Annotated in this window: 21 protein-coding genes and 1 pseudogene; 13 read left to right on the forward strand and 9 right to left on the reverse strand. The window is 60.5% G+C overall.

Annotated features, from left to right (window positions below):
• Positions 1-29: 29 nt before the first annotated feature.
• Positions 30-650, forward strand: a complete 621-nt coding sequence (locus KW840_RS12105; RefSeq protein ID WP_218495254.1) for a TetR/AcrR family transcriptional regulator — start codon at positions 30-32, stop codon at positions 648-650.
• 192 nt (positions 651-842) lie between these two features.
• On the opposite strand, the gene KW840_RS12110 is transcribed toward KW840_RS12105, so the two are convergent.
• From KW840_RS12110 to KW840_RS12120, 3 genes are all read right to left on the reverse strand, one after another.
• Entirely contained in the window at positions 843-1,679 is an 837-nt protein-coding gene (locus KW840_RS12110) for a phasin family protein (RefSeq protein WP_090452655.1), read from the reverse strand.
• A 10-nt stretch (positions 1,680-1,689) separates the two neighbouring features.
• Positions 1,690-2,112 carry a phasin family protein gene (locus KW840_RS12115; RefSeq protein ID WP_057712367.1) on the reverse strand — a complete coding sequence of 141 codons (423 nt, stop codon included), beginning with the start codon at positions 2,110-2,112 and terminating at the stop codon, positions 1,690-1,692.
• 245 nt (positions 2,113-2,357) lie between these two features.
• Entirely contained in the window at positions 2,358-2,633 is a 276-nt protein-coding gene (locus KW840_RS12120) for a polyhydroxyalkanoic acid system family protein (RefSeq protein WP_150811973.1), read from the reverse strand.
• Between the two features lie 155 nt (positions 2,634-2,788).
• On the opposite strand from KW840_RS12120, the gene ubiE reads away from it, so the two are divergent.
• From ubiE to KW840_RS12175, 12 genes and pseudogenes are all read left to right on the forward strand, one after another.
• Positions 2,789-3,559 (forward strand): bifunctional demethylmenaquinone methyltransferase/2-methoxy-6-polyprenyl-1,4-benzoquinol methylase UbiE, encoded by a 771-nt coding sequence (gene ubiE, locus KW840_RS12125; RefSeq protein ID WP_007975568.1) that lies wholly within the window; start codon positions 2,789-2,791, stop codon positions 3,557-3,559.
• On the forward strand, positions 3,559-4,182 hold the full coding sequence (locus KW840_RS12130) for an SCP2 domain-containing protein (RefSeq protein ID WP_218495255.1): 624 nt from the start codon (positions 3,559-3,561) through the stop codon (positions 4,180-4,182). The genes ubiE and KW840_RS12130 overlap by 1 nt, the downstream gene beginning before the upstream one ends.
• A complete protein-coding gene (gene ubiB, locus KW840_RS12135; protein ID WP_057712369.1) occupies positions 4,179-5,783 on the forward strand; it encodes a ubiquinone biosynthesis regulatory protein kinase UbiB in 1,605 nt (534 codons plus the stop codon). Before KW840_RS12130 ends, ubiB begins: the two co-directional genes overlap by 4 nt.
• A gap of 81 nt (positions 5,784-5,864) precedes the next feature.
• The gene (gene hisI, locus KW840_RS12140; protein WP_007989281.1) at positions 5,865-6,266 is read left to right on the forward strand and encodes a phosphoribosyl-AMP cyclohydrolase; all 402 of its coding nucleotides are present in this window, start codon (positions 5,865-5,867) and stop codon (positions 6,264-6,266) included.
• Positions 6,259-6,591 carry a phosphoribosyl-ATP diphosphatase gene (locus tag KW840_RS12145; protein ID WP_007975564.1) on the forward strand — a complete coding sequence of 111 codons (333 nt, stop codon included), beginning with the start codon at positions 6,259-6,261 and terminating at the stop codon, positions 6,589-6,591. The genes hisI and KW840_RS12145 overlap by 8 nt, the downstream gene beginning before the upstream one ends.
• Before the next feature lie 25 nt (positions 6,592-6,616).
• Positions 6,617-6,889, forward strand: coding sequence for a twin-arginine translocase TatA/TatE family subunit (locus KW840_RS12150; RefSeq protein WP_218495256.1), 273 nt, complete (start codon positions 6,617-6,619; stop codon positions 6,887-6,889).
• 10 nt (positions 6,890-6,899) lie between these two features.
• Complete coding sequence (gene tatB / locus KW840_RS12155; protein WP_150811974.1) at positions 6,900-7,343, forward strand: Sec-independent protein translocase protein TatB; 444 nt, start codon at positions 6,900-6,902, stop codon at positions 7,341-7,343.
• The gene (tatC, locus tag KW840_RS12160) at positions 7,340-8,134 is read left to right on the forward strand and encodes a twin-arginine translocase subunit TatC (RefSeq protein WP_057712372.1); all 795 of its coding nucleotides are present in this window, start codon (positions 7,340-7,342) and stop codon (positions 8,132-8,134) included. The genes tatB and tatC overlap by 4 nt, the downstream gene beginning before the upstream one ends.
• On the forward strand, positions 8,131-8,838 hold the full coding sequence (locus tag KW840_RS12165; RefSeq protein WP_102672209.1) for a 16S rRNA (uracil(1498)-N(3))-methyltransferase: 708 nt from the start codon (positions 8,131-8,133) through the stop codon (positions 8,836-8,838). The genes tatC and KW840_RS12165 overlap by 4 nt, the downstream gene beginning before the upstream one ends.
• A 222-nt stretch (positions 8,839-9,060) precedes the next feature.
• Positions 9,061-10,122: pseudogene (locus KW840_RS28985) on the forward strand (methyl-accepting chemotaxis protein); the annotation flags it as partial.
• 141 nt (positions 10,123-10,263) lie between these two features.
• Positions 10,264-10,977 carry a methyl-accepting chemotaxis protein gene (locus tag KW840_RS28990; protein WP_371318463.1) on the forward strand — a complete coding sequence of 238 codons (714 nt, stop codon included), beginning with the start codon at positions 10,264-10,266 and terminating at the stop codon, positions 10,975-10,977.
• 10 nt (positions 10,978-10,987) lie between these two features.
• Positions 10,988-11,185, forward strand: a complete 198-nt coding sequence (locus KW840_RS12175) for a hypothetical protein (protein WP_218495258.1) — start codon at positions 10,988-10,990, stop codon at positions 11,183-11,185.
• Here the strand turns inward: KW840_RS12175 and mdoH are convergent.
• The 6 genes from mdoH to KW840_RS12205 all read right to left on the reverse strand — a co-directional run bounded on the left by mdoH (position 11,173) and on the right by KW840_RS12205 (position 19,417).
• Positions 11,173-13,743 (reverse strand): glucans biosynthesis glucosyltransferase MdoH, encoded by a 2,571-nt coding sequence (gene mdoH / locus KW840_RS12180; protein WP_218495259.1) that lies wholly within the window; start codon positions 13,741-13,743, stop codon positions 11,173-11,175. The two genes, KW840_RS12175 and mdoH, sit on opposite strands and share 13 nt — an antisense overlap.
• Complete coding sequence (locus KW840_RS12185) at positions 13,736-15,550, reverse strand: glucan biosynthesis protein G (RefSeq protein WP_090452641.1); 1,815 nt, start codon at positions 15,548-15,550, stop codon at positions 13,736-13,738. Before KW840_RS12185 ends, mdoH begins: the two co-directional genes overlap by 8 nt.
• Before the next feature lie 321 nt (positions 15,551-15,871).
• Positions 15,872-16,309, reverse strand: coding sequence for a D-aminoacyl-tRNA deacylase (gene dtd / locus KW840_RS12190; protein ID WP_218495260.1), 438 nt, complete (start codon positions 16,307-16,309; stop codon positions 15,872-15,874).
• The gene (pip, locus tag KW840_RS12195; RefSeq protein ID WP_057712379.1) at positions 16,306-17,277 is read right to left on the reverse strand and encodes a prolyl aminopeptidase; all 972 of its coding nucleotides are present in this window, start codon (positions 17,275-17,277) and stop codon (positions 16,306-16,308) included. Before pip ends, dtd begins: the two co-directional genes overlap by 4 nt.
• Positions 17,278-17,381: 104 nt before the next feature.
• Entirely contained in the window at positions 17,382-18,299 is a 918-nt protein-coding gene (locus tag KW840_RS12200) for an alpha/beta hydrolase (RefSeq protein ID WP_218495261.1), read from the reverse strand.
• Positions 18,300-18,460: 161 nt separating this feature from the next.
• Positions 18,461-19,417: a choline ABC transporter substrate-binding protein gene (locus tag KW840_RS12205; RefSeq protein ID WP_218495262.1), complete on the reverse strand. Its 957-nt coding sequence runs from the start codon at positions 19,415-19,417 to the stop codon at positions 18,461-18,463.
• Positions 19,418-19,524: the final 107 nt, after the last annotated feature.

A 19,524-nucleotide genomic window follows, 5' to 3' on the forward strand; every position in this document is an offset into this window, starting at 1 on the left:
TGGCAAGACCCGATCATTAAGAAGACTGGATGAAAACCCGCGACCGGATCCTCGAATGTGCCCTGCAGTTGTTCAATCAGAAGGGCGAACCGAATGTCTCCACCATGGAAGTTGCCAATGAGATGGGCATCAGCCCGGGCAACCTCTACTACCACTTCCACGGCAAGGAGCCTCTGATTCTCGGGCTGTTCGAGCGTTTCCAGGTCGAACTGGCCCCCTTGCTCGATCCACCGGCCGATGCCGAACTGGCACCCGAAGAATACTGGCTGTTCCTGCACCTGATCGTCGAACGCCTGTCCCACTACCGGTTCCTGTTCCAGGATCTGTCGAACCTCGCCGGGCGCCTGCCGAAACTGGCCAAGGGCATTCGCAACCTGCTCAATGCACTCAAGCGCACACTGGCGTCGCTGCTGGCACGGTTGAAGGCGCAAGGGCTGCTGGTCAGCGATACCCAGGCACTGGGGCAACTGGTGGAGCAGATCACCATGACGCTGCTTTTCTCACTGGACTATCAGCGGATTCTTGATCGTCAGGGCGAAGTGCGATTGGTGGTTTACCAGATCATGATGCTGGTGGCGCCGCACCTGCTGCCATCGATGAAGGCCGCGACCGAACAGATGGCGATGGAGTACCTGGAAGACCACGAATAACCCTGACACCCACCAAACCTGTGGGAGCGAGCTTGCTCGCGATGGCGGCGGATCAGCCAACATCAATATTGAATGTGATGGCCTCATCGCGAGCAAGCTCGCTCCCACATTGGGCTTGTGTCGGTCAGAGATTCGCACACAAACAAAAACGCCCGACCTTCACAGGCCGGGCGTTTTCTTGAGCCCTGAAAATCAGGACTGACTGGTTGGCGTCGATGGAGCTGGCGCGACAGTCGGGGTGACCGCAGGGGTCGGTGCGGTAGCGGAGTTCGAAGCGCTGACCGGAGCTGCCGGCGTTGCCGGTTTGGCAGCTGCCACTGCTGGTTTTGGCGCGACGGCCTTTGGAACTGCAGGCTTTTTCACCGCTGGTTTTTTCGCCGCAGCGGGTTTGGCCGCTGCAGTTTTCGCTGCAGGCTTGGCGGCCGGTTTAGCCGCTGGTTTGGCGGCGGCTTTTGCAGCCACCGGCTTGGCTGCAGGTTTGGCTGCGGCCGGTTTGGCGGCTGCAGTTTTAGCCGCAGGCTTGGCAGCAGGTTTAGCCGCTGCTTTTGCCAGTGGCTTGGCTGCGGTTTTGGCAGCAGGCTTGGCTGCCGCGGTTTTCGCCGCAACAGGCGCAACCTTGGCACCGGTCAGTTTTTCGATTTGCTTGGTCAGGGTTTCGACCTTGCTGTGCAGTGCCTTGACCTCGTTGCGGCTCGGTACGCCCAGACGCGAAATGGCGCTGTTCAGACGCTTGTCGAAAGCACCTTCCAGCTCATCCCACTTGCCCAGTGCGCGATCTTTCACGCCGCTGATGCGCGACTTGGCCGAAGAAGCGGAGTCCTTGGCGGCGTCGACAGTCTTGCCAACAGCGCTCTTGGTGAGCTTCTCGGCTTTCTCGCCGTCCTTAACCAATGCATCGAAGAGTTTGCTGCCGTCAGTGTCGATCTTCGAGTACACGCCTAAACCAGCCAGCCAGATTTTTCGGGAGTAATCTTCAACCTTCCCGATCCACGAGCTGCCTTCTTTTTCGGTTTTCTTTTTAACAGCCATCCCGTTCTCCTTAAGATTTACGCGCGACACGTTCGAGCAATGCCGTCAGCTCATCGAGCTTAGCAGAGAGTGTCTCAACGTCATGTTTAGACGGAATACCGATACGATTCAAGGTACTTGCGACACGCGTGTCGAACGCCTTCTCGACCTTGTCGAGTTGAACCTCGACCTTGCCTTTGAAAGTGCTGACTTCACTCTTGGCTTCATCGATCTCGGCATTGGCCGCTTCAAGCTTCTCAGCGACTACTTTTTTGCCTTTCTTTTCAACAACCTGACCAGCCTTGATCAGCTCCTGAAAGTACTCGCTGCCCTCTTGGCCGACCTTGGCGTAGGCACCCAGGCCTGCCAGCCAGATCTTGCGGGCATAGGATTTGACGTCGCCCAGCGTGCCGGTCGACGGGTCGATTTTTTTCTTCAAAATAACTTTGGCCATGGTGCACCTCACGCGCAGAAGGTTTGAGGAACTGCCCGGGTAAGTGTCGGGCTCTGGCACAAAATAGGGAGAAAAATTAGAAACGGCACCCTAACAAATGACATAAACCTTTGAGAGCGCCACGCAAAAAACTGTGGGAGCGAGCTTGCTCGCGATAGCGATTCATCAGTCAAAATTAATGTCGACTGACACTGCGCCATCGCGAGCAAGCTCGCTCCCACAGGGGATCTCATTACAGCTGGAAATCAGGCCAGGGCCTTGTCGAGCGCCTTTTCGATTTCCGCTTTGATCATGCCGCTCATGGCCGACATCATCAGGCCCAGCTCCACGTCGACCTTGATCGAATCTTCACTGACATGCACCGCACCCTTCACACCCGAGCGCTTGAGGTTGAGGGTGTCGCCGGACCACTGCGGCTCCAGGCCATACTGATCGGAAAGTTTCTGCGCCAGCTTGTCGGCCTTCTCGCGAGCCGCTTCCTTACCCAGGCCATGGGCACGTTCAACACTAATACGGGCCATCAAATGACTCCTGCTTTATGGATGCTTTCCCGAGGCATTTTGACCACTGCTGCGTCAAAACGTCCCGATGGTTGCCCATCTTACCTTCAGCCTTGCCAAGACAAAGCATGCCTTGGGGATTAGAATGTCGCGCATTCTCTTTTGGTGACAGCGATATGACTGATCAGCGCAAAGGCAGCGATGCCGAACCCACCACTCACTTCGGCTTCAAAAACGTTCCGGAAAGCCAGAAAGCGGAAAAAGTCGCTGAGGTTTTCCACTCGGTAGCCGCCAAGTACGACCTGATGAACGACCTTCTGTCGGGCGGCATGCACCGTCTGTGGAAGCGTTTCGCGATCGAACTGTCGGGCGTTCGTGCCGGTAACCGCGTGCTCGACATCGCCGGCGGCACTGGCGACCTGACCAGAAAATTCTCGCACCTGGTAGGCCCGACCGGCCAGGTCGTGTTGGCCGACATCAACGAATCCATGCTCAAGGTCGGTCGTGACCGCCTCCTGGACCTCGGTGTGGCCGGCAACGTCGAATTCGTCCAGGCCGACGCGGAAAAACTGCCGTTCCCGGACAACCATTTCGACTGCGTGACCATCGCCTTCGGCCTGCGCAACGTGACCCACAAGGAAGATGCCCTGCGCTCGATGCTGCGCGTGCTCAAGCCGGGCGGCCGCTTGTTGGTACTGGAGTTCTCCAAGCCGACCAACGCACTGATGTCCAAGGCCTACGATGCTTACTCGTTCGCCTTCATGCCGCTGATGGGCAAGCTGATCACCAACGACTCGGAAAGCTATCGCTACCTGGCCGAATCGATCCGCATGCACCCGAACCAGGAAACCCTGAAGTCGATGATGGTCGAGGCCGGTTTCGACCGCGTGACCTATCACAACATGACCGCAGGCATCGTTGCCCTGCACCGCGGCATCAAGCCCTGATGTTGCTCGCCGGCCTGCTCGCCAGCGTTGAACTCGGCCTGAACCGGGTGCTGCGTCTCGACAGCACGGCGCTGCCGCGGCTGGCGCATTTGACCGGCAAGGTGATTGCCGTCGATTGCCGCAGCCCGGTGCTGCAACTGTTCATCCTGCCCAGCGACGAAGGCCTGATGCTCGCTTCCCAGTGGGAAACCGGCGCCGACTGCACCTTGCGCGCACCTGCCTCGAGCCTGTTGAAACTGGCGATGAGCAAGGACAAGACCTCGGTCCTGCACGCCCCTGAAGTCGAACTCGACGGCGACAGCGGCGTGCTGCTGGAACTGGCGGCGATCCTCCAGGACCTGGAGCTGGATTGGGAGTACGAACTCTCGCGCTGGCTGGGACCTGTGGCCACGCAACTGATCGGTGGTCACCTGCGCAGCCGCGCCCGCTGGTATCAGCAAGGGTTCGCCAGCCTCAACCAGAACCTGGGCGAATACCTGGCCGAAGAATCGCGCACCCTCGTCGGCCAGCGCGAAGCCGAAGCCCGATTCAGTGAACTGGACCAGATCAAGCTCGATCTGGAACGTCTCGAGGCGCGTTTCGAGCGCCTTTCCCGATCCCTCGACCCAAGCGATAACGCATGAAGCTGCTTGCCGTCCGCCGTCTGTTGCGCATCCAGCGCGTCGTGATCCGCTACCGCCTCGATGACCTGCTGTTCGCCCTGCCGCTGCCCTGGTTCTTGCGGGCGCTGCGTTACGCCTTGCCGTGGCGCTGGTTCCCCCGCAAAACCCTGGACCTGAGCCGTGGCGCGCGCTTGCGCCTGGCGTTGCAGGACCTGGGGCCGATCTTCATCAAGTTCGGGCAGATCCTGTCCACTCGCCGCGACCTGTTGCCCGAGGACATCGCCGACGAACTGATGAAGCTGCAGGACCGCGTACCGCCATTCGACTCGCAGGTGTCGGTCAAGCTGATCGAAGAACAGCTGGGCAAGAAAATCAGCGAAGTCTTCAGCCGTTTCGACGTCGAACCGCTGGCCTCGGCCTCAGTGGCGCAGGTGCACGCCGCGCAACTGAAAACCGGTGAAGAAGTGGTGGTCAAGGTGATCCGCCCGGGCCTCAAACCGGTGATTGCCCAGGACCTGGCGTGGCTGTTCATCCTCGCCCGCGCCGCCGAAAAACTCTCGGCCGATGCGCGCCTGCTGCACCCGGTGGACGTGGTCAGCGATTATGAAAAAACCATCTACGACGAACTCGACCTGCTGCGCGAGGCGGCCAACGCCAGCCAGTTGAAGCGCAACTTCGACGGCTCGCCGCTGCTGTACGTCCCGCAAGTCTATTGGGACTGGTGCCGGCCGAAAGTGCTGGTGATGGAACGCATCTACGGTATTCAGGTTACCGATCTGGCGACTCTGGCCGACCAGCGCACGGACATGAAAATGCTCGCCGAGCGTGGCGTGGAGATTTTCTTCACCCAGGTGTTCCGCGACAGTTTCTTCCACGCCGACATGCACCCCGGCAACATTTTCGTCAGCACCGTGAATCCGTGGAGCCCGCAGTACATTGCGATCGACTGCGGCATCGTCGGCAGCCTGACCCCGGAAGACCAGGATTACCTGGCGCGCAACCTGTTCGCCTTCTTCAAGCGCGATTACCGTCGCGTAGCGCAACTGCACATCGATTCGGGCTGGGTGCCGGCGGAAACCAAGCTCAACGAATTCGAAGCGGCGATCCGTACCGTGTGCGAGCCGATCTTCGAAAAACCGTTAAAAGATATTTCCTTCGGTCAGGTGCTGATGCGCCTGTTCCAGACTGCGCGCCGCTTCAACATGGAAGTGCAGCCACAGTTGGTCTTGCTGCAAAAAACCCTGTTGAACATCGAAGGCCTGGGCCGCCAGCTGTACCCGGACCTCGATCTGTGGAACACCGCTCAGCCATTCCTCGAACGCTGGATGCGCGAGCGGGTCAGCCCCAAAGCCCTGCTCGGCAACGTGCACAGCCAGTTCGAACAGATCCCGCACCTGGCCAACATGGCCCGCGACCTGCTCGAACGCATGTCCCAACCCCACGCCTACGACCCGCCGCCACCGTGGCGTCGACGCCGTGACGACTGGTTCCTGCGCCTGCTCGGTACGGCCCATCTGGCTGGTGGCGCCGTCCTTGCCGCTGGCGGACCGCTGAACCAGTTGGCCTATTGGCCGGCGGGAATCATGATGGCGGTCGGTTTGTATCTGGTCGTGCGCCGATAGCCAGTTGTGTGAACGACTGGCACACTGTTTGAACGCCTGAGCTCGGCTATTGAAGTGTCGAGCCCGCTGTCGGAGTCGAAGATGAAAAACTGGCTGGACGAGATCAAGTGGGACGCTGACGGCCTGGTGCCGGCCATTGCCCAGGATCACAAGACCGGGCGCGTCCTGATGATGGCCTGGATGAACCGCGAAGCACTGGAACTGACCGCTGCCGAGAACCGTGCCATTTACTGGTCACGTTCCCGTGGCAAGCTGTGGCGCAAGGGCGAAGAGTCCGGCCATGTGCAAACCCTGCACGAGATGCGCCTGGACTGCGACGCCGACGTCATCATCCTGATGGTCGAGCAGATCGGCGACATCGCCTGTCATACCGGCCGCCAGAGCTGCTTCTACCGCGTCTATGAGAACGGCGACTGGACAACCGTCGACCCGGTCCTGAAAGATCCGCACGCCATCTATTCCGCAGGGCACAAACATGAGTGACACTCTCACCCGCCTCGCCGAGGTACTGGAGGAGCGCAAAGGCGCCGCCGCCGACAGCTCGTATGTCGCCAGCCTGTACCACAAGGGCTTGAACAAGATTCTGGAAAAAGTCGGCGAAGAGTCGGTCGAAACCATCATCGCCGCCAAGGACGCCGCCGTCAGCGGCGACTGCAGCGATGTGATCTACGAAACCGCCGACCTGTGGTTCCACAGCATGGTCATGCTCGCCCAATTGGGGCAGCATCCACAGGCTGTACTCGATGAACTGGACCGTCGTTTCGGTCTCTCCGGACACGCCGAGAAAGCCTCGCGCCCGTCCGCCTGAATAACTATTAGAGAGGAGCAGCAGCATGGGCATTTTTGACTGGAAACACTGGGTCGTCATCCTGGTTGTCGTGGTACTGGTGTTCGGCACCAAGAAACTGAAAAACCTCGGCACTGACGTCGGCGAGTCGATCAAGGGCTTCCGCAAAGCCATGAACGACGATGAAAAACCGGCCGACCCGAACGCGACCCCAGCCCAACCGGTTCCCCCGGTTCAGGCACAGGCATCCGTGAACCAGCCGCACACCATCGACGTGCAGGCACAGAAAGTCGAAGAGCCGATCCGCAAAGACGTGTGAGCACTGACTAATGTTTGGTATCAGCTTCTCTGAACTGCTGCTCGTCGGCCTCGTCGCCCTGCTGGTGCTGGGTCCCGAGCGCTTGCCGGGCGCTGCGCGCACCGCCGGCCTGTGGGTCGGGCGCCTGAAGCGCAGCTTCAACGCAATCAAACAGGAAGTTGAACGTGAAATCGGTGCCGACGAGATTCGTCGGCAACTGCACAACGAGCACATCCTTTCGCTTGAGCAGGAGGCGCGGAAAATCTTCACGCCGACCCAGCAGGAGCCGACGCCGGTGGAACATGTGGGTACGCAGACGATTCTTGCGCCTGCCGCGGCTGTCGACCCGACACCTGCTCCGACGGCGGAACCTGCGCCTGTTGTGGCAGCGATGCCGGTTGAACCCGTTGCTCCAGCCGCCGCGCCGACAACGCCAGCGCCCAATGACACCACTTTGCCGCCGCGAGCCCCATGAGCGATCTCCCTGAAAACGACCAGCACATGCCGCTGGTTTCGCACCTCACCGAGTTGCGTACCCGTCTGCTGCGCTGCGTAGCGGCGATCTTCATCATCTTTGCCGGGCTGTTCGCCTTCACCCAGCAGATCTACACCTTCGTCTCCACGCCGCTGCGCGCATACCTGCCCGCTGGCGCGACGATGATTGCCACTGACGTGTCGTCGCCGTTCCTGACGCCACTGAAGCTGACGATGATGGTCTCGCTGTTCCTGGCCATTCCGGTGATCCTGCACCAGATCTGGGGTTTCATCGCCCCCGGCCTGTACAAGCATGAAAAGCGCATCGCCGTGCCCTTGCTGGTCTCCAGCATCTTTCTGTTCTACGCCGGCATGGCCTTCGCCTATTTCCTGGTGTTCCCGCTGATCTTCAAGTTCTTCGCTGCCGCCACCCCGGCCGGCGTGGAAATGATGACCGACATCACCAGTTACCTCGATTTCGTCATGACGCTGTTCTTCGCCTTTGGCGTAGCGTTCGAGATTCCGGTGGCCGTGGTGCTGCTGGTGTGGATCGGCGTGGTCGATGTCAAATACCTGAAGAAAATCCGTCCGTACGTGATCATCGGCTGCTTCGTGGTCGGCATGATCCTGACACCACCGGACATCTTCTCGCAGACCCTGCTGGCCGTTCCGATGTGGCTGTTGTTCGAGATCGGCATCCTGTTCGGCAGTCTGATCAGCAAGCGCGGCGACCATCCGGAAGACCAACCGGCTGACGATCACAACGACCAGCCGCCAGCGACCCAAGCGTGAACCTGCTGCTCCTCGAAGAGGCCGATTTCATTGCGGCCGACCGCGCGATCCTGCGTGATCGCCGGTTGACCCACATGCAGGAAGTCCACCGCTGCGAAGTCGGTGACAGCATGCGCGTCGGGCGAATCGGCGGTTTGATGGGTTCGGCCGAAGTGCTGCGCCTGGACGCCGACGAAGCGGAATTGCGCGTCACCCTCGACCAGCCACCACCGGCCAAGCTGCCATTGACCCTGGTATTGGCCCTGCCACGACCCAAGATGCTGCGCAGGGTGTTCCAGACCGTGGCGGCCATGGGTGTGCCACGGGTCGTGCTGGTCAACAGCTATCGCGTCGAGAAGAGCTTCTGGCAGACCCCGTTCCTGGAGCCAGAGGCGATTCGCGAGCAGTTAATCCTCGGCCTGGAACAGGCGCGGGACAGTGTGTTGCCGGAAGTCGTGATCGAGAAGCGCTTCAAGCCCTTCGTCGAAGACCGTCTGCCCGCGATGACCGAAGGCACCCTCGGCCTGGTGGGGCATCCGGGCAATTACCCGCCCTGCCCTCGCGCACTCAGCGAACCGGTGACCCTGGCCATCGGCCCCGAGGGTGGCTGGATTCCCTACGAGATCGACCTGCTGGGCAAATCCGGCCTGCAACCGGTGCAACTGGGCGAGCGCATCCTGCGGGTCGAAACCGCCGTGACCGCGTTGCTGGCACGCCTCTTTTAAATCCAGACACTGTCCCTGTGGGAGCGAGCTTGCTCGCGATAGCGGAGTAACAGTCGACATCCGTGTTGCCTGAAACAACGCCATCGCGAGCAAGCTCGCTCCCACAGGTCAACATTTGCCACAGATGATCACTTGCCCGTACATCGGGAGTCACCTACAGAATCCAGCCCTCCTGCCGATAAAGCCCCCATAAAACCATTGTTTGGTCCGGGGAGTTTCAGCATGTATCAATGGCTAGCCGAGAATCTGGGTAACGTCAGCGTCAAACGCAAGCTGGGGATCGGCTTCGGTCTGGTGCTGCTGCTGACCCTGCTGATCACCTTCACCGGCTGGAGCGGCCTGAGCGGCGTGACCAGCCGTGGCGATAAACTGGGGTTCATCGCCAGCCTCAACGACCTGACCAAGGACCTGCGCATTGCACGCCTGGATTACGAGATGCGTCGCGGCGAACAAGGTCCCGGCGCCGTCAACGATCTGTTAGGCAAACTCGAAAGCGGCCTGCAGACCGCCCGCGGCCTGATCGAGCAACCGGCCGATACGGCCATGGTCGATCAACAACTGGCCGCTGTCGCCGAATACCGCCGCGCCTTCAACGACATGACCCAGGCCGGCGCCCAGCGTGAAGACGCCCGCAGCAAGCTCGGCGCCACTGCCGACAATGCCGTGGCCCGCGTCGCCGAAGTGGAAAAATCCATGCTGCAAGGCGACAGCGTAGCGGCGTTCAACAGCGTGATCGACCTGAGCAAACTGATCCAGCAGGCGCGCTTCCAGGTTCGCGGCTACACCTACAGCGGTAAGAGCGAAGCCGAACAGCCAGCCCTCGACGCGATCGACAACGCCCTGAAGAACCTCGAGAGCCTGCCGATCAAACTGCCTGAAGAACACATCGCCAACCTGCAACAGGCAACTGACTCGCTGAGGGCCTATCGCGCCGCCGTCAGCCAGTTCCGCGACTCCCAGGTGGCCAGCGCCAAGGCCCTGGCACGCATGTCCACCCAAGGCGACATCCTGTTGGACATGAGCCAGAAACTCACCGTCTCGCAAACCGTCGTGCGTGACACCGACGCCGCCCATGCCAAGAACATGCTGACCCTCGCCACCGTGCTGGCCATCGCCTTCGGCCTGCTGGCCGCCTGGGCGATCACCCGACAGATCATCATTCCATTGAACCAGACCCTGATCGTGGCCCAGCGCGTCGCCAGTGGCGACCTGACGCACAACCTGACATCGCAGCGCCGTGACGAACTCGGCCAGTTGCAGCGAGCCATGCAAAGCATGACCCAAGGGCTGCGCGAACTGATCGGCGGCATCAGCGATGGCGTCACGCAGATCGCCAGCGCCGCTGAAGAGCTGTCTGCCGTCACCGAGCAGACCAGCGCCGGGGTCAACAGTCAGAAGGTCGAAACCGATCAGGTCGCAACCGCCATGAACGAAATGGCCGCCACCGTGCAGGAAGTTGCGCGCAACGCCGAAGAAGCCTCCGAAGCCGCCGTCGCCGCCGATCAGCAGGCCCGGGAGGGCGACAAAGTCGTCGGCGAAGCCATCGCCCAGATCGAACGCCTGGCCGAGGAAGTCGGTCACTCCACCGAGGCCATGGGCGAACTCAAGCGCGAAAGCGACAAGATCGGCAGCGTGCTCGACGTGATCAAGTCCGTGGCCCAGCAAACCAACCTGCTGGCCCTCAACGCCGCGATTGAAGCCGCCCGTGCCGGTGAGGCCGGCCGTGGTTTTGCCGTGGTGGCAGACGAAGTCCGCAGCCTGGCCCAGCGCACACAGAAGTCCACCGAAGAGATCGAAGAGCTGATCGTCGGCCTGCAAAACGGCACCCAGCAAGTGGCGACCATCATGGACAACAGCCGCACCCTGACCGACAGCAGCGTCGAACTGACCCGCCGTGCCGGCGGTTCACTGGAAAGCATCACCCGCACGGTGTCGGCGATCCAGGCGATGAACCAGCAGATCGCCGCGGCAGCCGAACAGCAAAGCGCCGTGGCGGAGGAGATCAACCGTAGCGTGCTGAATGTGCGGGATGTGTCGGATCAGACGTCGGCGGCGAGTGAAGAGACGGCAGCGTCCAGCGTTGAGCTGGCGCGGTTGGGGACGCATTTGCAGATGTTGGTGGGCAAGTTCAGGGTTTGAGGTGATCCGTATGCCTCGGCCTACTAAAGACCGAGGTGATGCCTTCGCGGGCAAGCCCACAGGGCTCGACAGTTTCGCTAATCGCATGAACGCCAAAGTGAAAGCGATCGACCAGACGCTGCCGTTACAGAATCTGGTGCAAGCTCAAGAACAAACTTCAAGCCATAAAAAACCCCGCTTTCGCGGGGTTTTTTATTATGCCAACTGAGGCTGAACGCTCAGCGGCTTGAGCGGCAGCAGCGGTGCATGGGGATCGGCCTTCACCGACTTGCGCCACGCGCCCAGCCACTCTGGATGGCCTTCACTCCAAACCTGCTCATGCAGGCGAGCCAGAGCTACCGGATCGCTCAGCAGTTGCACACGCTCGTTGTTGGTCAGGCCTTCAGGCCCGACTTTCATTGCATGCCGTACCCGTTCGATCCGCAGCCATTCGATCGGCTCGGACTGATTGTGCCGGGAAGTCGCCAGCGAGCACGCCAGGGCGTTCTGCTGTGGATCGACCACCGAGCGGACGAAGCCGTCGTTCAGCGCGTGCCAGCGGTTTTCGTGGGTGTACTGGTCGGTCGCCAGCAGTGCCTGCGGCGGATTGTATTCCTCAGGGATCAGGAACAGGTTCTCGTCACGGGACTTCAGGCCCAGGCCGACACGGCTGGAGATCACCGACACCGGGATCGACAGCATCAACGAACCGACGATCGGCACCAGCCACCACAGGAAGCTCGGGTTCAACCAGATCACCAGCAAGGCCCAGAAGAAGCCCAGCAAGGTTTGCGGACCGTGGCGCTTGACCGCCTCGCTCCATGGTGTGGAGTCGTCGTCACGCTGCGGGGAATTCCACGTTGCGGCCCAGCCGAGGAACGCGGCCAGTACGAAACGGGTGTGGAAAATCATCCGTACCGGCGCCAGCAGCATGGAGAACAGCGTCTCCAGGAGCATCGACAGGGTCACCTTGAACTTGCCGCCGAACTCTTTCGCACCCTTGGCCCAGATCAGGATGATGCTCAACAGCTTCGGCAGGAACAGCAGCACGATGGTGGTCGAGAACAGCGCGATCGCCTTGTCCGGATGCCATTGTGGCCACAGCGGATAGAGCTGACGCGGTTCGAGGAAGTATTGCGGCTCCATCAGCGTGTTGACCGCCAGCAGCGCGGTCGACAGCACCAGGAAGAAGAACCACAACGGCGCCGACAGGTAGGACATCACGCCGGTCAGGAACACCGCGCGGTGCACCGGGTGCATGCCCTTGACCAGGAAAAGGCGGAAGTTCATCAGGTTGCCGTGGCACCAGCGACGGTCGCGCTTGAGTTCGTCCAGCAGGTTCGGCGGCAGTTCTTCATAGCTGCCCGGCAAATCGTAGGCAATCCACACGCCCCAACCGGCACGACGCATGAGCGCGGCTTCGACGAAGTCGTGGGACAGGATCGCACCGGCGAATGCGCCTTTACCGGGCAATGGCGCCAGGGCGCAGTGCTCGATGAACGGCTTCATGCGGATGATCGCGTTGTGGCCCCAGTAGTGCGACTCGCCCAACTGCCAGAAGTGCAGGCCGGCGGTGAACAGCGGCCCGTACACGCGGGTGGCGAACTGCTGCATGCGCGCATAAAGGGTGTCCATGCCCGACGCACGCGGCGCGGTCTGGATGATGCCGGCGTCCGGCGTGGCTTCCATCAGGCGTACCAGGCTGGTCAGGCACTCACCGCTCATCACGGAGTCGGCGTCGAGTACGACCATGTACTTGTAGTCACCGCCCCAACGACGGCAGAAGTCGTCGAGGTTGCCGCTTTTACGTTTTACGCGACGACGACGGCGGCGATAGAAAATCTTGCCGAAGCCCCCGGCTTCGCGGCAGACATCCAGCCAGGCCTGTTGCTCGGCGACGCAGATATCGGCGTCGTTACTGTCGCTGAGGACGAAGAAGTCGAAGCGGTCCAGGTCACCCGTGGCCGCGACCGATTCGAACGTTGCACGCAGACCGGCGAATACCCGAGGCACGTCTTCGTTGCAGATCGGCATCACCAGCGCGGTGCGCGCATCCTTTGGAATCGGCTCGTTACCAGCACTTTTACCGGAGATGCGGTATTTATCGTGCCCGGTTAGCAACTCGAGAAAGCCCATCAGCGCGGTCCAGAAACCCGCCGAAACCCAGCAGAACAGGATCCCGAACAGGATCAGGATGCTGGTCTGCAATGCATATGGCAGCACTTGGGTGGCGGTTTGCAGTAACGGTTGGTGCAAGACTTCGTCGAGGTCGACGAATGACCAGCCCTGGTAAGGCATGAGGCCTTTCATGAACCAGCCGGCGACGATGGTCTGACCGAGCATCAGTACCAGCAGAATGTAGCGGCGGATCGAACCGACGGTGCGCCAGCGCGCGGCCGGCAGCACGTTCTCGTCTTTCGGCGGCTTCGGCGGATTGGTGCGACCGGTCAGACGCCGCCAGCCGCGCACCAGAATATTGGTGCGCCACGGCTCCGGCACGACCTTGGTCCGACGAATCGGTGGGGTCGCCTTAAGGCAGACGCGACCGCTGGCGTCGAGCACCAGCATTTCGGCGTCCTGCAATTCTTCGGCAGTGCTCAGGGTCAAGCGCTTGCCGACCGAAGCCTGGGCAGCCTCGGCTGGCGCGTCGAAAGTCGAGGACGACAGACGCTCATGCAGTTCACTGAAAGACCTGCAGCCCGCGAGTTCCGCGCGCTGCTGGTCGGTCATCGGCAGATGCGCCAGATACTCGGAAAGAGTTTCTGGCCGTACTTGAGAGTTACTCATCGGCAGGCAACTGATAGCTCCAGGTCTCGGTCAGGACTTCTTCAGTCGGGGCCGATTCCGGTGTGGCTGGGGCCGCGTCGGCAGCGACAGGCTGCTTGGCGTCTTTATTGGCCTTGTCCTTGGCATCTGCAACAGGCTTGGCTTCGGCCTGCTTGGCCTCCGCTTGCCTGGCTTCCTTGTCAGCTTTCTCTTGTTGCTTGGCGGCAACCTTGTCGGCCTTGGCAACCGACGAGTTCGACGACGGAATCGAAGTCTTGGCCAGGTCCGCCGGCACGATGTTCTGCACCAGCGCGGCACGCATCTCGGTGGACTTGCTCGGATCCTTGATCTTCATCCGCAAGGTCAGGCGCCAGCCTTTGGTTTCAGGATTATAGCGAACGCTGTTTTCCACCAGCTCGGCATTGTCGCCGACGCTGACCTGGCTGCGAACGTCCGCTTCGGCCGGCAAAGCCGCCAGGGACGGGCCTTCAAAGTCCACCAGGTAGGCAACGCTGCCGTCCGGCTGACGAATCAGGTTGGACTGTTTGACGTCACCAGTGGAGCGCAGGGTCTGTTTGACCCAGGCGCTGTCCGGCGCGTGAATCGAGGCTTCATCCATGGTCCAGTGCATACGATAAGCGACATCGAGCGGCTGGCCAGGTTCCGGCAATTTTTCCGGATTCCAGAAAGCAACGATGTTGTCGTTGGTTTCATCGGCGGTCGGAATCTCGACCAGGTCGACCGTGCCCTTGCCCCAGTCACCCTTCGGCTCGATCCAGGCGCTTGGGCGCTTGTCGTAGCGGTCGTCGAGGTCTTCGTAGTGGCTGAAGTCGCGGCCACGTTGCAGCAGACCGAAGCCACGCGGGTTTTCAACGCTGAAGTTGCTCACGGCCAGGTGCTTCGGATTGTTCAGCGGACGCCAGATCCACTCGCCGTTGCCGGCATGGATCGCCAGGCCGCTGGAATCGTGCAGCTCGCGACGGTAGTTCAGTACTTTCGACGGTTGGTTGGCGCCGAACAGGAACATGCTGGTCAACGGGGCGATGCCCAGTTTGCCGACCTTGTCACGCAGGAACATCTGCGCCTTGACGTCGACGATGGTGTCGCTGCCCGGACGCAGGGTCAGGCGGTAGGCACCGGTGGCACGAGGGGAATCCAGCAGGGCGAAGATCACCAGGTGCTTGTCGCCCGGCTTGGGCTGCTGAATCCAGAACTCGCGGAAACGCGGGAATTCTTCGCCGGACGGCAATGCGGTATCAAGCGCCATGCCGCGAGCGGACAAACCATAGACATGACCCTTGCCGACGACGCGGAAGTAGCTCGCGCCAAGCATGGTCATGATTTCGTCTTGCTTGTCGGCCTTGTTGATCGGGTACAGCACACGGAAACCGGCATAACCCAGTTGTTCGGTGGCCTTTGGATCGAACTTCATATCGCCGAAGTCGAAACGACTCGGATCGTATTTGATCTCTTCGACGGTGTTCGCGGTGATTTCGTTGATTTTCACCGGCGTATCGAAATGCATGCCCTGGTGATAGAAGGACAGCTTGAACGGCGTCTTCTGGTCAGCCCACTCGGCTTTTTCCGTCAGAAAACGAATTTTCTGATAGTCCGCGAATTTCATGTCGCGGAACTCGTTCGGCAGGTTACTGCGCGGCGCTTCGAATTTCTGCGCGGCCAGTTCTTTTGCCTTGACCGATACATCATCCAGACTGAATGCCCAAAGCTGACCGGCGCTGAGCAGGCAGAGCAGTGCAGAGCCCGCTACCAGGGCGCTGCGTAACCGTTTGGCAGACAATTTTGGTGCGTTACAGGGACTAACAATCACGAGCAACCCTCGCCGAAAACAGATCAAAAAACCAACGGCCAGTTAAAGGGCCTGCACGGTGTACGGTATGAAAAAACCGCCCTTGCAAACCACTCTTGCCAAGTTGGCGAGCATTGTTCCGACTCCGCTGTGGCGAAATGATTCCCCAATCGGATCCGGACAAGTCTCTACCTAAGTCAAAATGGACCAACGAACGCTGATCCCCGTAGCGCGGGATTATCTAGTAGGCCGCGTTACAACGCATCAGGGGTAACAAAGTATTTATCGCGAAAAACCCCTGTTTTCAGTCGAAATGAACGTAAAAACTTGTTTCAAGCGCTTTCAGGTCTGTAACAGGAAGGTTACCGGGCCATCATTGACCAGGTGCACCTGCATATCCGCGCCGAATCTACCTGATGCCACAGTGCCATGCACCTGTTTCGCTTTGCCTAATAGATAGTCGAACAGCTCCTCGCCCAACGCCGGAGGGGCCGCGGTCGAGAAACTCGGACGCAGCCCGTTTTTTGTATCGGCAGCCAGGGTGAACTGAGAGACCAGCAGCAGCCCACCGCCCACATCCGCCAAGGACAGATTCATCTTGCCCTCAGCGTCACTGAATACCCGATAGTTAAGCAGCTTATTAAGGAGTTTGTCAGCGCTGGCCCGCGTATCGTCGGGCTCGACGGCTACCAGGACCAGCAATCCCTGATCGACGGCACCCACGATCTCGCCCGCGACCTCGACCCGCGCGCCGCGTACCCGCTGCAGCAGGCCCTTCATGCTTCTTCAGGCGGCAGGTCGAGCAGACGCCGGGCCATCTGATTGGCGGCGCGTACCAGTGCGTCGGTGATGCCAGGCTCGGAAGCGGCATGACCGGCATCGCGGATGACCTGCAGTTCGCTGTTCGGCCAGGCTTGATGCAATTCCCAGGCGTTATCCAGCGGGCAGATCACGTCGTAGCGACCATGAATGATCACGCCGGGCAAATGGGCGATCTTGCCCATGTCGCGGATCAGCTGATTCTGCTCCAGGAAGGCGTGGTTGCTGAAGTAGTGGCATTCGATGCGGGCAATCGACAACGCACGTTGAGGCTCGGAGAAACGGTCGACTACCAGAGGGTTAGGGCGCAGGGTCGCGGTGCGGCCCTCCCAGGTCGACCAGGCCTTGGCCGCGTGCATCTGGGCGATCTGGTCGTTGCCGACCAGGCGTTTGTGGAACGCAGCGAGCAAATCGTCGCGCTCGTCCAGCGGGATCGGCGCGATGTAGTCCTGCCAGTAATCGGGGAACAGGCGGCTGGCGCCGGCCTGGTAGAACCATTCGATTTCCTGCGGACGGCAGAGAAAGATCCCCCGCAGGATCAGACCGTGTACCCGCTCAGGATGGGTTTGCGCGTAGGCCAGCGCCAGGGTCGAACCCCAGGAGCCACCAAACAGCACCCATTTGTCGATGCCCAGATGCTGGCGAATCCGCTCGAGGTCGGCGACCAGGTCCCAGGTGGTGTTGTTTTCCAGACTGGCGTGGGGGGTCGAGCGACCACAACCGCGCTGGTCGAAGGTGACGATGCGATAAAGATTTGGATCGAAGTAGCACCGACTCTGGGCATCACATCCGGCACCGGGGCCGCCGTGGATGAACACCACCGGCAAACCTTCCGGTGAACCGCTTTCGTCGACATACAGCGTGTGGGTCTCGTCGACGGCCAGATCGTGCCGGGCGTGGGGTTTGATCTGCGGGTACAAAGTCTGCATTGCGCACTCCGTAAGGGGTCGAGGTCATCCCTGGGGGGACTTCTATTATTCTGCCGTTGGGCATCATAAACCCGAATTACGTCAATGAGCATGCCCGTGCGAAGTCAGAGTTTTTCCGCAAGATAACCAAACAGGGTTTCGTACAGCGCATCGACCTCGGCCACCTGCCCGCGGGCCCGTAAACAGCCATGGACCAAACCCTCGCCGACGTACAATGTGGCAGCAACGCCGGCAGTACTCAGTCGCTCGGCATACAGCACGCCGTCATCACGCAACGGGTCCAATTGCGCCACGGCGATCCATGCCGGTGGCAGTCTGCTGAAATCCGTGGCAAGCAATGGCATGGCGTAGGCGTTCGGATGGCGGGTGCCCTGCAGGTAAAGCGCGTGATAGCAATCGACGTCACTGCTGCTGAGTAACGGCGCGTCGATGCACTCACTGCGCGACGGCAGCCGTTGATCGCCGCCCAACCCCGGATAGATCAGAACTTGCGCCGCCGGCAACGGCTCGCCAGCATCGCGCAGCGCCAGGCACAACGCTACCGCGAGGTTGCCACCGGCACTGTCGCCGGCCACCAGCGTACGCGCAGGGTCAAGTTTGAACGGCCCGGTGCGCAACGCCCGCCAGACTTTGAGGCAATCGTCGAAGGCCGCCGGAAACGGATGTTCCGGCGCCAGGCGGTAATCGACGGCGATCACCAACACACCGAGGGTCGAGGCCAGTTCCGCGCAAATGAAGTCGTGGGAATCCAGATCCCCCACCACCCAGCCACCGCCATGTAGATAGACGATGCACGGCACGCCACCAGCAGAAGGTGAAACCGGCGGCTGATACGAACGAACGGCAACCCCCGCCAACTCGAAATCGACCACATACAACCCGGCGGGACGCGGCGGCGTGAATGCCCGGCACATCTCGCTGTAGGCCTGGCGCAATCCGGTGATACTGCTGTCGGTGCTATTGAAACTCAGGGTTTTGTCGACGAATGCCGTCATTTGTTCAGAGAGCGGATAAGGAGCCATAAGACTGGTGCAAGCCTGTTCAGGTTTTTAAGACGTACTTATGACCTGTGGGAGCGAGCTTGCTCGCGATTGCGAACTGACAGGCAACATAGATGTTGAATGTGAGGGCGCCATCGCGAGCAAGCTCGCTCCCACAGGTTTTGCAAACATCTGGAAAGGTGTCAGTTCTTCAGACTGGCCTGAACCGTGGCCACGCCATCCTTGCCATCAAAACTGCTGACACCCGCCAGCCAGCGCTGGAGATCTTCCGGATGCTCGCGCAGCCATTTTTTCGCGACATCCTGAGCCGTTTGGCGCTCCATGATCGGCACCATCAACTGGCTTTCCTGGGCGGCGGTGAAGGTCAGGTTTTCCAGCAGTCGATTGACGTTCGGGCAGCGCTGGGCGTAATCCGGCGCGGTTACGGTGGAAACGGTCGCTGCACCTTCATTCGGGCCGTACACGTCTTCGCTGCCGGTCAGGTAGGCGATCTTCATGTTGATGTTCATCGGGTGTGGAGTCCAACCGACGAACACCACGAACTCCTTGCGATTCACGGCGCGCTGTACGGCGGCGAGCATGCCGGCTTCACCGGACTCGATCAGTTTGAAATCCTTCAGGCCGAAGTGATTGGTTTCGATCATGGTCTTGATCGTGGTGTTGGCGCCGCTGCCCGGCTCGATGCCGTAGATTTTGCCGCCGAGCTGATCCTTGAATCTGGCGATGTCGGAGAAGGTCTTCAGGCCCGCCGCTGCTACATAGTCAGGGACTGCAAGGGTGGCCTGGGCATCAGCCAGGCTCGGCTTGTCCATGACTTTGACTTGATTGGCGGCCAGGAACGGCGCGATGTTTTTGTCCATCGCCGGTTTCCAGTAACCAAGGAAAATGTCCAGGCGCTTGTCGCGGATCCCGGCGAAGATGATTTGCTGAACGGCGCTGGTCTGTTTGCTTTCGTAGCCGAGGCCATTGAGCAACACGTCGGCCATGCCACTGGTGGCGATCACATCGGTCCAGTTGACCACGCCCATGCGCACTGTTTTGCAGGAGGCGTCGTCAGCGGCCAGGGCGCCGGTGCTCAGGAGAGCCGTGCCGCAGAGGATTGAGAGACAGCGGGCGAACAAACCTTTGGTGCTTGTCATAGAGAGCATCTCGTGCGGCAGCGATTATTGTGAGGTCGGTGTCTTTGTGCACCGTGGCCAGAACATTACGCAGCAGACGAGCGGTAAAAGCGACCTGTGGCGACCGT

The organism is Pseudomonas sp. PDM30, assembly GCF_019218985.1.
GTDB lineage: Bacteria > Pseudomonadota > Gammaproteobacteria > Pseudomonadales > Pseudomonadaceae > Aquipseudomonas > Aquipseudomonas jessenii.

What these genes read in the sequence shown, in the direction of transcription:
- KW840_RS12105 (WP_218495254.1), top strand. Translation starts at nt 30, where the DNA reads ATGAAAACCCGCGACCGGATCCTCGAATGTGCCCTGCAGTTGTTCAAT.
- KW840_RS12110 (WP_090452655.1), bottom strand. Translation starts at nt 1,679, where the DNA reads ATGGCTGTTAAAAAGAAAACCGAAAAAGAAGGCAGCTCGTGGATCGGG.
- KW840_RS12115 (WP_057712367.1), bottom strand. Translation starts at nt 2,112, where the DNA reads ATGGCCAAAGTTATTTTGAAGAAAAAAATCGACCCGTCGACCGGCACG.
- KW840_RS12120 (WP_150811973.1), bottom strand. Translation starts at nt 2,633, where the DNA reads ATGGCCCGTATTAGTGTTGAACGTGCCCATGGCCTGGGTAAGGAAGCG.
- ubiE (WP_007975568.1), top strand. Translation starts at nt 2,789, where the DNA reads ATGACTGATCAGCGCAAAGGCAGCGATGCCGAACCCACCACTCACTTC.
- KW840_RS12130 (WP_218495255.1), top strand. Translation starts at nt 3,559, where the DNA reads ATGTTGCTCGCCGGCCTGCTCGCCAGCGTTGAACTCGGCCTGAACCGG.
- ubiB (WP_057712369.1), top strand. Translation starts at nt 4,179, where the DNA reads ATGAAGCTGCTTGCCGTCCGCCGTCTGTTGCGCATCCAGCGCGTCGTG.
- hisI (WP_007989281.1), top strand. Translation starts at nt 5,865, where the DNA reads ATGAAAAACTGGCTGGACGAGATCAAGTGGGACGCTGACGGCCTGGTG.
- KW840_RS12145 (WP_007975564.1), top strand. Translation starts at nt 6,259, where the DNA reads ATGAGTGACACTCTCACCCGCCTCGCCGAGGTACTGGAGGAGCGCAAA.
- KW840_RS12150 (WP_218495256.1), top strand. Translation starts at nt 6,617, where the DNA reads ATGGGCATTTTTGACTGGAAACACTGGGTCGTCATCCTGGTTGTCGTG.
- tatB (WP_150811974.1), top strand. Translation starts at nt 6,900, where the DNA reads ATGTTTGGTATCAGCTTCTCTGAACTGCTGCTCGTCGGCCTCGTCGCC.
- tatC (WP_057712372.1), top strand. Translation starts at nt 7,340, where the DNA reads ATGAGCGATCTCCCTGAAAACGACCAGCACATGCCGCTGGTTTCGCAC.
- KW840_RS28990 (WP_371318463.1), top strand. Translation starts at nt 10,264, where the DNA reads ATGAACGAAATGGCCGCCACCGTGCAGGAAGTTGCGCGCAACGCCGAA.
- KW840_RS12175 (WP_218495258.1), top strand. Translation starts at nt 10,988, where the DNA reads ATGCCTCGGCCTACTAAAGACCGAGGTGATGCCTTCGCGGGCAAGCCC.
- mdoH (WP_218495259.1), bottom strand. Translation starts at nt 13,743, where the DNA reads ATGAGTAACTCTCAAGTACGGCCAGAAACTCTTTCCGAGTATCTGGCG.
- dtd (WP_218495260.1), bottom strand. Translation starts at nt 16,309, where the DNA reads ATGAAGGGCCTGCTGCAGCGGGTACGCGGCGCGCGGGTCGAGGTCGCG.
- pip (WP_057712379.1), bottom strand. Translation starts at nt 17,277, where the DNA reads ATGCAGACTTTGTACCCGCAGATCAAACCCCACGCCCGGCACGATCTG.
- KW840_RS12200 (WP_218495261.1), bottom strand. Translation starts at nt 18,299, where the DNA reads ATGGCTCCTTATCCGCTCTCTGAACAAATGACGGCATTCGTCGACAAA.
- KW840_RS12205 (WP_218495262.1), bottom strand. Translation starts at nt 19,417, where the DNA reads ATGACAAGCACCAAAGGTTTGTTCGCCCGCTGTCTCTCAATCCTCTGC.